General features: G+C 67.3%; 8 protein-coding genes and 1 tRNA gene. 4 read left to right on the top strand and 5 right to left on the bottom strand.

Annotation, left to right across the window (positions count from 1 at the left end; translation table 11 throughout):
* Positions 1–33 precede the first annotated feature (33 nt).
* Positions 34–110: transfer RNA gene (locus tag FFS23_RS13330), tRNA-Met, on the top strand.
* 534 nt (positions 111–644) lie between these two features.
* Here the strand turns inward: FFS23_RS13330 and FFS23_RS13325 are convergent.
* The 4 genes from FFS23_RS13325 to FFS23_RS13310 form a co-directional block, all read right to left on the bottom strand.
* Positions 645–1,886: an epoxide hydrolase family protein gene (locus FFS23_RS13325; protein WP_212742978.1), complete on the bottom strand. Its 1,242-nt coding sequence runs from the start codon at positions 1,884–1,886 to the stop codon at positions 645–647.
* Between the two features lie 30 nt (positions 1,887–1,916).
* On the bottom strand, positions 1,917–3,737 hold the full coding sequence (locus FFS23_RS13320; protein WP_137898981.1) for a DUF885 domain-containing protein: 1,821 nt from the start codon (positions 3,735–3,737) through the stop codon (positions 1,917–1,919).
* Between the two features lie 160 nt (positions 3,738–3,897).
* Positions 3,898–5,238 carry a PQQ-dependent sugar dehydrogenase gene (locus FFS23_RS13315; protein ID WP_137898980.1) on the bottom strand — a complete coding sequence of 447 codons (1,341 nt, stop codon included), beginning with the start codon at positions 5,236–5,238 and terminating at the stop codon, positions 3,898–3,900.
* Positions 5,235–5,717, bottom strand: a complete 483-nt coding sequence (locus tag FFS23_RS13310) for a DUF2231 domain-containing protein (RefSeq protein WP_137898979.1) — start codon at positions 5,715–5,717, stop codon at positions 5,235–5,237. The genes FFS23_RS13315 and FFS23_RS13310 overlap by 4 nt, the downstream gene beginning before the upstream one ends.
* Positions 5,718–5,951: 234 nt before the next feature.
* Here FFS23_RS13310 and FFS23_RS13305 point away from each other — a divergent pair, with 234 nt between their 5' ends.
* The 3 genes from FFS23_RS13305 (at position 5,952) to FFS23_RS13295 (ending at position 9,549) form a co-directional block, all read left to right on the top strand.
* Entirely contained in the window at positions 5,952–6,770 is an 819-nt protein-coding gene (locus tag FFS23_RS13305; protein WP_212742977.1) for a hypothetical protein, read from the top strand.
* A 97-nt stretch (positions 6,771–6,867) separates the two neighbouring features.
* Entirely contained in the window at positions 6,868–7,863 is a 996-nt protein-coding gene (gene rsgA / locus FFS23_RS13300) for a ribosome small subunit-dependent GTPase A (RefSeq protein ID WP_137898978.1), read from the top strand.
* A gap of 75 nt (positions 7,864–7,938) precedes the next feature.
* Positions 7,939–9,549 (top strand): FAD-dependent oxidoreductase, encoded by a 1,611-nt coding sequence (locus FFS23_RS13295; protein ID WP_137898977.1) that lies wholly within the window; start codon positions 7,939–7,941, stop codon positions 9,547–9,549.
* Positions 9,550–9,567: 18 nt separating this feature from the next.
* On the opposite strand, the gene FFS23_RS13290 is transcribed toward FFS23_RS13295, so the two are convergent.
* Positions 9,568–10,566, bottom strand: coding sequence for an EthD domain-containing protein (locus FFS23_RS13290; RefSeq protein ID WP_137898976.1), 999 nt, complete (start codon positions 10,564–10,566; stop codon positions 9,568–9,570).
* Between the last annotated feature and the right edge of the window lie 36 nt (positions 10,567–10,602).

Here is a 10,602-nt window from a genome sequence, read left to right as displayed (position 1 = left end):
CAAACAGCGGGGGCGTTCGCGTCACAACCCTGTCGCGGGGTGGAGCAGCCCGGTAGCTCGTCAGGCTCATAACCTGAAGGTCACAGGTTCAAATCCTGTCCCCGCAACCAAATTCCACGATAGCCCCGGCCGATAAGCCGGGGCTTTCTGCGTTTGGGGCACATCACCGTGGTCATCTCCACCGATGGGCTCGTACGGCGCTCGCGCCGAACAGACGCAGCGGGACTGCGTCTGCCATCGCCCGATAGCCCGCTTCGTTGGGATGGAGGTGATCGCCGCTGTAACACTACCGGGAACCGGTGCTGCGGTCAGCATTGCCACAGCTCATCTGCGTCGGCGTTCATCAAGGCCGGCAACGCCAAGCCGAAACGTATCGGTAGCAATGGCGATATCGTTGCAATTGTTCAGTGCTCAGTGACATCGAGTTCGAGATGCTGGTCCCGGCGATGCAGTGCAGCATCACTTATCTCGGTGGCCTCGATACGCGGCGTTTTAACCAGAATAGCCTCTATCTGCCATCGAAGCGATCAATCGTAACCACGATTATACTCGATGATGGTCGGTACAAAATGACCAGCAACGACGTGCAATGTAATGCAAGTGAATGCAGCACGGCGTTGCGCGCAGTTCTGCTCAACTATTTATCAGTCGATGATGGGTGGCCTCATATATCGATAGAAAGCCTGGATATCAGCAGCCAGCAATTCGGGCTTCTCCAACGCGGCGAAATGTCCGCCGGTGGGGAGGGGGGTGTAGGTCTGGACATGAAAAACGCGGTCGAGCCAGGAGCGGGGAGGCATCGCGATTTCGTGCGGAAACACCGCGACGGCGAGCGGAGGACGGATCCGCTCGGTCGGGGCAAAGACCAGCGGGCGGCGCCGGTTTTCCTTGTAGAGACGAAGCGACCCGTTGAGATCGTTGCCGAACCAGTAGAGGCAAATGTCGGTGAGAAGGTCGTCGAGCGATATGACGCTTTCGAGATCGCCGTTGCAGTCGCTCCACGATCTGAACTTCTCCGTCACCCAGGCGGCCAGCCCGATGGGGGAGTCGGTGAGGGAGAAGGCCAGGGTCTGCGGCTTCGTGCCATGGAGAGCCGCGTAAGCGCCTTCGTCCGCCGACCATGCCGCCACATGATCCAGATACGCTTGCTCGTCGGGCGTGATGGGGGGTGCGTCGCCGCCCAAGGGCGGACGGTAGCTGCCCGGGACGAAGTTGAGATGGATGCCGTGCACGCTGTCCGGGAACAGCCGGGCGAGCCAGGTCGACACGCCGGCGCCGATGTCACCGCCCTGTGCCCCAAACCGATCGTAGCCGAGCCGAAGCATGAGCTTTTGCCATAGCATTGCGATCTCCCGCGAACTCACACCTGGTCGCGTGGGCGCAGGCGAGAAGCCGTAACCCGGCAGCGAAGGGACGACGACGTCGAAGGCGTCCGCAGGATCGCCGCCATGCGCGCCGGGATCCGCCAGAAGGGAAATCAGGCGTTCCATCTCGACGAACGACCCCGGCCAGCCATGGGTGACGATGATCGGCAGCGGCGCCGGCCCGACGCCCCGCCGATGAACGAAATGGATCTCTTGATCGTCAATCGTCGTCTTGAACTGCGGCAATCGGTTGAGCCGTCTTTCCTGTGCACGCCAATCGAACCGGTTCAGCCAGTAATCGGCCAGGCGTCGCATGAAGGCCAAGCTTGCGCCGTCGTCCCAACCGTCGGCATCGAACGAGCTGGGCCAGCGCACCGTGCGAAGCCGCTGTGCCAGATCTTCGAGCTCGGCTTCGGGCACGGCAATCGTGAATGGAACGACGGGCATGATGGGCTCCCAAATAGCGACGACGTTATCGTGTTCGATGCCGCGCGCGACGACGCCGGCGACGCCGCGGCGCATCGCGACGCGTCGCCGGTCGTCCGCCTCGACCTATGCGCGACCGCCATTGGCGATGAAGGCATCGACCCGCGTTTCCAGCACCTTGAGCGGCAGCGCCCCGGCGAGCAGGATGGCGTCGTGGAAGCGGCCGATCGAAAAGCCCGCGCCGAGTGCCGCCTTCGCTTTCTCGCGCAGACGCAGGATGGTGACCTTGCCGACCATATAGCTGCTCGCCTGGCCGGGGGAGACCGCATAGCGTTCGATCTCCTGCGTCGACAGCGAGATGGGGTCGCCGTCGATGCCGCTGAGCGTCGCGATCGCTTTCTCGCGGCTCCAGCGCTTGGCGTGGATGCCGGTATCGACGACGAGCCGGCCGGAGCGGAGCAGCGCGTCGTGGATATAGCCGAGCTCCCAGGCCGGCTGGTCCTTGTAGAAGTTCATCTCGTCGGCGAGCTGTTCGGCGTAGAGCGCCCAACCCTCGATATAGGCGCCGAAGAACAGGATCTTGCGGTACAACGGCAGCGCCGATTCACGCTGCAGCGTGAGCTGGAGATGATGGCCGGGGACGCCTTCGTGGAAGGTGGTCGTCGGCATGTCCCAGAACGGCGCCTCCGCCGTGTCGCGCAGGTTGAGCCAGTAGATGCCGGGGCGCGTGCCGTCGAGGCTTCCTTCCGTATAATGGGTCGAGGAAGCCGCCTCGGTCGCCGCGGGGATGCGGCGGATCTCGAGCGGCGTCCTGGGCAGCGTCGCGAAATAGGACGGCAGCCGCCGTTGCATCGCCTGCACCAGCGTATTGAGGTCGGCGATCTCCTTGGCCTTGCCGGCGTCGGTGTTGGGATAGAGGTAGCGCGGGTCCTTGAAGAGGCCGGCGTAGCGCTCCGCGACGGTGCCCTTGGTCATGCCGAGCTTGCCGAACAGCGTGTCGGCGCGCGCGCTGAGTTCCCGCGTGACGTCGAGCCCCATCTGATGGACCGCATCGGGCGACAGATCGCTCGTCGTCGCGGCGCGCAGCGATGCGGCATAATAAGCGTCGCCATCGGGCAGCCGCCAGACCCCCGCATCGTGCACCGCCTTCGCGCGCAGCGTCGTGAGCAGCGCCATCTGCCGGTCGAGCGCGGGGACGACGCTTTTGTCGTAGATCGCACTGGCGCGGGCCTGCCAGTCGCCGGCGATCCCCTTCGCCTGCGCGCGGGTCGCGAGCGAGGTGACGAGCGTCGAGGATGCGGCGGGCTGGCGCAGCACCTTCATCTGCGCCAGCGCACCATCGATCGCGAAATCGGGCGGGACGACGCCAAGCCCGGCATCGTGGCGGACGCGCTCGATCTCCTGATCCATGACGACGGCGAAGGCGTCGAGGCGGGACAGATAGGCCTCGCAGTCCGCCGCGGTCGCGATCGTATGCTGGCTGTCGAGGAAGTCGGGCGTACCCGAATATGCGCCGCTCAATTGCGACAGGACATAAGGGCTGCCGGCACCGGTGCCGCCATAAGCGAAGCGGCGATCCGCGGCGTCGGTCGCTTCGGTGTCGTAGAGGACGGCATCGTAGTTGATCGCCGCCGGGGCGCTCAATTGCGTGCGATCGATGCGGCGGAGCTGGCCGAGCTGCTCCGTCACCACGCGCTTGCGCCGCGCGAGGGCGGCCGGCGACGCGTCGTCGAGCCGGCGCTTCGCCGCCGCCCGCGTGCCGGTATCGACGCCGAGCGACGTCGCCAGCGTCGGACTTTCGTCGAGCGCGGTCTGGTAGAATTGGTCGAGCAGGTGCGTCAATGCCGCATCGGCTGGACCGGCCGCTGTGGTCGCCGCAGCGGAGGCACCGCGCGACAAGGCCAGCGTCGCAGCGGAGCCCAGACAGAACAGACGGCGATCGATCATCCGTGTTTTCCTTTTCGGCGCAACAGCTTCGGCCAGACTGCCGGGCGCATTGCCGGTGCCGCTATATCGGGCGGATCCGGGATGCGACAGCCACGCGACACCATGCCGTCAGTGCGGCAATGCGGGTTGGCATCGGCTCGGCCGGCCGCGCGTCACCTGTTCAGCGCGGAGCGGATACCCGCCACACGACATTGCCGGCGTCGTCGGCGACGAGCACGGCCCCAGTGCGGTCGACGGTCACGCCGACCGGGCGGCCGCGCACCTTGCTGCCGTCCGCGGTCAGGAAGCCGGACAGAAAGTCCTGCGGTTTGGCGGAGGGACGGGCGTTCGTGAACGGGACGAAGATCACCTTATAGCCGTTAAGCTCGTCGCGGTCCCAACTGCCGTGTTCGCCGATCAATGCGCCGCCGCGATATTTCGCGGGCAGGCTGCTGCCGGTGTAGAAGGTGAGGCCGAGCGCGGCGACATGGCTGCTCAACGCATAATCGGGCGGGATCGCGCGCGCGACGAGATCGGGACGCTGCGGCATGACGCGGGGATCGACGTGCTGGCCATAGTAACTATACGGCCAGCCGTAGAAGCCGCCTTCGCGCACCGAGGTCAGATAGTCGGGGACGAGGTTCGGCCCCAATTCGTCCCGCTCGTTGGCGACGACCCACAAGGTGTTGGTGCCGGGATAGAAATTGGGGCTGTTCGGATTGCGCAATCCGGATGCGAACACCCGCGACCGGCCGGTCGCACGATCGATCTCCCAGACCGCGGCGCGGTTCTTCTCCGCCTCCATGCCGTTTTCGGTAATGTTGCTGTTCGACCCCACCGTTGCGTACAGCAGCGTGCCGTCGGGGCTGAGCGTCAGGCTCTTCGTCCAATGATGGTCGATCGGGCCGCCCGGCAATTCGGTCAGGCGCACCGGCGCCGCGGTGATCCGCGTCTGGCCGAGCGCATAGGAATAGCGCAGCACCGCGTCGGTCGCCGCGACGTACAGATAGCCGTCGGCGAAGACGACGCCGAACGGCGAGTTGAGATGACCGAGCAGGACGGTGCGCAATTCGGGGACGCCGTCACCGTCGGCATCGCGGAGCAGGGTGATCTGGTTGGTCGCGCCCTTGGGCTTGGCGCCGCTCTGGCCGGTGGCGCGCTTCTGCACCCAGGATACGATCGGGTTCTTCGGACGGGTGATCGGATCGAGATTGGGTCCCTGCGATTCGACGACGAGCACGTCGCCATTGGGCAGCGCGAGCATGTTACGCGGGTGGTTGAGATCGCGCGCCAATGCCTGCACGCGCAGGCCGGCCGGCGCGGTGGGCGTCTCGTTCGCGCCCCAGCCGACGACTTCGGCGACATGGATCGGCGGTACCAGATATTGCTGCGGCGCGGGCAGGACCGGATCGGGACCGATCTGGCTGTTGCGATCGAACTTGGCGCCGCCGTCGTTACAGCCGGCGAGCGCCAGCACCAGCGCGGAGGCGGCGCCGGCGAGGATCGTACGGGCGGCGGTCACGACCGGACCCCGACGCGATGCTTGTAGACGAGCGACCCGCCGAGCCAGGCGCTGATGCCGAGCAACAGCACCGAGATCACCGACAGCGTCAGTCCGGTCGGCACCACGCTGGTCCAGCCGTCGCGGCTGTGGACGAAGGCGTTGACGATCTCGATCACGAAGACGCTGAGATTGATGATCATATGCGGGGTCGCCGGGCGTGCGGCGCGGACGCGGCGATCGCCGGCGTAATCGATGATCCCGGTCAGCGCGGCGAGGCCGCCCATCACCAGTCCGGCGGTGATCAGCCAGATCGAGAAATTGCTCCACTGGACGTTGGCCGAACCCAGATAGGCGAGATCGGTGATCAACGCGCCGATGAAGCAGACGATCGGGAACGGCACCAGCATGGGATGCAGGGGGTGACCGAACAGCTTCGCCGTCGATCGCGGATTGCCCTCGTCGCGCGCGGCGCGATCTGACGGTGTATTGGCGCTCATCAGGCTACAGCGCAACGCACGACGATCCGTTCCCGGCCGGCAAAGATATGGGCAAGCTATTCTGCCGTATAAACGTCGATCGCGATTGTCCGGGGCAGGGGACGACTGGGCGGATTATTTGCCGGTGACGCAACGGACCCCGATCCTGCCAGTTACCAGCCGATGATGAGACGGATATTCCGAAGAGCAAGCCGCTGTGCCTGGATCGTTTGCGCCGGGCTGACGAGTGCAGCGGTGAGCGCGCAATCGGTGCCGACGATCGATACCGAAGATGCCACGCTGGGCAGCGCCGACGTGGGCGACGGCTGGATCCACCCGATGTTTTCCGTCGATGCGCGCAACGGCGATTTCGCGCGCGGCAATTACGATGACGATCGCGCGGATCTCGCCCGTTTGCCCGTCCATGCGCAGGTCGGCGGGGCGATCGATCTGTCGCGCGGCGCGGACGGCAAGACGACGAGCTGGCTGGTGCTGCGTTCCTCCAACGGCTTTCACGCGCCGAACCGAAGCGAGACGCGCACGCCGCGCGCCTGGTATGAGAGCAACAACCTCGCCGCTGTGGTCTTCGCACCGCTGCAGGGGCTGCGGACTGCCGCGGTCTATACGATCAAGACCAGCCCCAACCATGTATCGGGCACGACGCACGAGGCCAGCATGTCGCTGGCCTATGCCGGCAAGGACGGCTTCGGCAGCATCTCGCCGACCTTCGTCGTCACGACGCGGACCAAGGGGGATGGCGGCGTCTATGCGCAGGCGGCGATCGAACCCGGCGTCGATCTCGGCAACGGCGAACGCGCGCCGCGGTTCAGTATGCCGCTCGCGGTCGGGACGGGCTGGCGCGGCTTCTACGGTGCGCAGAGCGGCGACCGCCTGTTCGGTAGCGCCGGGGCGGCGCTGGAGGCGCCGTTCCTGCTCGGCACGACGCACGGCACGATGCGCTGGGAGGCGCTGGCGCTGGTTCGCGACGATCGCCTCGCCGCGCTCAGCGGGCCGGACGGCGAGACCGGGACGGTGATCCCGCTGGTGACCTGGTCGCTGTCGGTGGCCTATTGATCGCGCGGGCGCGGCGACGAAGGCGCATGACGGTCCGGGCAGGATCGTGCATGACCGATGCGGGGTCCGCGCCGGGAAGGATGCTGCTGCAAACGTTATGAATGCGACTGATCAGACATTGCGCGAGCTCGGCTGGGACGATCATTTCGCCGGCCAGCTCTCGGCCGCGGAGGCGACGCAGACCCATGCGGTGCGGGTGATGGCGGTGCATCGCGGTCAGGTCGAAGTCGTCGGCGCCGGCTTCGACAGGCTCGTCTCTCCCTACGTACAGGGCGCCAGACCGACCGACGATCATCCGACCGTCGGCGACTGGCTGCTGATCGCCGACGACACGCTGCTGCCCGTCCGCGTGCTCGCGCGCAAGAATCTGTTCAAGCGGCGCGCGCCGGGCGATGGCCGCAAGGAGCAGATGATCGCGGCCAACGTCGACACCGTCTTCATCGTCGCCTCGTGCAACCAGGATTTCAGCGTCGCGCGGCTGGAGCGCTATCTCGTCCTCGCCCGCGACGTCGGGGTGGAGGCGGTCGTGGTGCTCACCAAGATCGACCTGACCGAGACGGTGGCCGATTTCGTCCAGGCGATCCGCGCGATCGAACCCGATCTGGCGATCGAGACGGTCGACGGACGCGTGCCGGCGCAGGTCGCGCGGCTGGCGGCGTGGTGCGGGATCGGCCGGACGGTGGCGTTCCTCGGCTCGTCGGGCGTCGGCAAGTCGACCCTGGTCAACAGCCTGCGCGGCTCGGACAGCATCGCCACCCAGGCGGTCCGTGCGCATGACGACACCGGCCGCCACACGACGACGGTGCGGCGGATGCACCGGCTCGACCATGGCGGCTGGCTGCTCGACCTGCCCGGCATGCGCGAGCTGCAATTGTCGGAGGCGGCGGAGGGCATCGCCGAGGTGTTCGACGATTTCGCGCTGGCCGCGGCGGATTGCCGCTTCTCCAATTGCGCGCACGGCAACGAGCCGGGATGCGCGGTGCGGGCGGCGATCGCGGCGGGTACGCTGACCCGTGAGCGGTTCGACCGCTGGCGCCTGCTCGCCGCCGCCGAGAGCGCCAATGCGGCGCCGGTCTACAAGCGCCGGCGCTGACGCGCGAGCCTGCGCCGACGGCGTTGCGGTGGCGGGCGGGCGCCTTTAGCTTGGGCGCGATTGGGGAATGGGTCGATGGAAACGATTGGACGCGATCTCAACGAGATGCAGCGCATTCCGTTGGAGCCGGGCCATGTCCGCGCGATCCGCGCGACCGGCACCGAACGTCGCTATCGCAAGGGTGAGCTGCTCGCCACGATCGGCGATCCGGCGGACCGGTTCGTCTATGTCGAGGCGGGCGAGATCGAGGTGGTCGATCCGTTCACCGGCGACCGGCTGGTGCCCTCGACGCTGGGGCCGACGCAGTTCATGGCGGAGATCTCGCTGCTGTCGGGGGGCAGCTGGTCGATGACGATGCGCGCCGCCGCCGATACCCGCGTCGTCGAGGTGCCGCGCGAGGACATGCTGCGGCTGATGGCAGAGATCCCCGAAATGTCCGACATCGTCATCACCGTGCTGGCGGCGCGGCGTCGGCGGCAGCTCGACGGGGGGACGGGCATGCTCGTGCTGGTCGGCGAGGAAGTCGACCGCGACGTGCGGCGAGTAGCGGAGTTCGCCGCGCGCAACCGCATGCCCTACCGCTCCTATCCGCTCGGCAGCGCCGATGCCGCGCGGGTGGCGGTGAGCTGCGGGACGCCCGCCGACACGCCGGTGGTGCTCTACGGGCGCGACCTGATCGTCACCGAGCCGACGCCGGAGAAGGTCGCGCGGCTGCTCGGGCTGGACCGCGACCTGCCCGAGCATGAGGCGTTCGACCTGCTGATCGTCGGTGCCGGCCCGGCCGGCGTCGCGGCGGCGGTCTATGCCGGTGCGGAGGGGCTGCGCGCGCTCGTCGTCGACGAATGCGCGATCGGCGGGCAGGCGGGCACGTCGAGTCGGATCGAGAATTACATGGGTTTTCCCACCGGGATCTCCGGCGCCGATCTGGTCTGGCGCGGCGAGGTGCAGGCGATGAAGTTCGGCACGCGCTTCGTGATGCCGCGGCGGGTCGCGACGCTGGAAGCGTTGCCCGACGCGCAGTTCTGCGCGACCTTCGCCAATGGCGAGCGGGTGCGCGCCACGGCGGTGGTGGTTGCGACCGGGGTGCAATACCGCCGGCTGCCGCTCGACCGGCTCGCCGACCTCGAGGGCGCCGGCGTCTATTATGCCGCGACCGAGACCGAGGCACGCTATTGCCGCGAGGCGGAGGTGGTGGTGATCGGCGGCGGCAATTCGGCCGGGCAGGCGGCGATGTTCCTCAGCCGCAGCGCGCGGCACGTCCGGCTGCTGGTGCGCGGCGACAGTCTCGCGACGTCGATGTCGGACTATCTGTCGAGCCGGCTGCAGGCCGATCCGGCGCTCACGATCGAATATGGCGCGCATGTCGCCGCCTTGCACGGCGACGACCGGCTGGAGGCGGTGACGATCCGCGACAAGGCCGGCGACCGGCGGGTGGAGACCTGCGCGATGTTCGTGATGGTCGGCGCGGCGCCCAACACCGGCTGGCTGGCGGAGCTGGTCGCGCTCGACGACAAGGGCTTCGTGCTGACCGGCGCGGACGCCGGCGCCGCCTCGCCCTACGCCACGTCGCGCCACGGCATCTACGCCGTCGGCGACGTGCGCGCAGGATCGGTCAAGCGGGTCGCCTCGTCGGTCGGCGAAGGCTCGGTCGTCATCTCAAAGGTCTGGGACTTCGTCCGTCGCTGATCCGCCGCCGACGGAAGGTCAGAACACCGTCGCGCGTTCCGGGTGGAGGCGGTTGATGACGCTGTAGTTGATCGCCGTCCAATATTCCGAGCCTTCGCCGAGCAGATCGGCCTCCGCCGCGGCGATCGTCGCGCCATCCTTGCTCGCCAGGAAATCCTCGACGTCGTTCATCGAGGCGAAGGCGAAGATCGACACCGCATCGATCTTGCTGCCCTCCGGGTCCTTCTGCGTCGAGCCGATGTTATGGAGCTGCGCATAGCGGCGGACGAATTCGCCCGTCGCCGGCTGCGCCATCACCAGCCGCGCATGCTCGCGCAGCAGTCGCTCCTGGAACTCCTCGCGCGACAGATCGGGGCGGCGCATGTGGATCTTGACCAAGCTGACCGCGTCGCGATGCCGCTCGCTGGGGATCAGGATATATTCGCGGGTGATCTCGCGCGTTACCATGCGGAAGGCGGTCTGTTCGTCGGCGATGATCCGCTTGGCGAATTTGTCCTGATCGAGCGTGCGCGCGATGTCGGCTTCCTCGGCATAAGCGATATAGGCGAGGCCGTCCCATCGTGGGCGGACGAAGGCGGGCACCCGCTGCCAGGGATCGGCGGGCAGCAGGCCGTGCTCGTCGACCATCGCGCGATAGGGCGGCGGGAAGGCGGAGGAGGGGCCGCTCGCGACGCGGTGGATCTGGTCGTAGCGTAGGACGCGCTCCGACGAGCTGCCCGGCTCGTCCCAGGCGAATTTCGGGCCGTGGACCTTGCGCCAATATTCGTCCCAATGTTCGAACGCGAGATTGGGGTCGCTCTCCAGCGCCAGCGCGTGCGGGCGCCAATTAGGGAGATGCACCTCGTGCCCGTGCCGGCTCTTCGCCGAGCCCGAATCCTGCGGACGGTCGCCGCGGGCGGTATCGTCGACGCGGCTGACGAAGGTCGGGGTGACGATCAGCGGCTTGCCGGTCGGCGCATGCGTCTGGCCCAGGGGTGGACGGTGCAGCGCGTCGCTACGGTCGAAATCGATGGACATGAACGTCTCCGGATCGGGATCGGGTGAAGGCGGCGG

The sequence above is a fragment of the Sphingomonas sp. 2SG genome, from assembly GCF_005503285.1.
GTDB classification, from domain to species: Bacteria; Pseudomonadota; Alphaproteobacteria; order Sphingomonadales; family Sphingomonadaceae; genus Sphingomonas; species Sphingomonas taxi.
The sequence above is the reverse complement of the archived record's forward strand: the minus strand, read 5'-3'. Positions and strand labels throughout refer to the sequence as shown.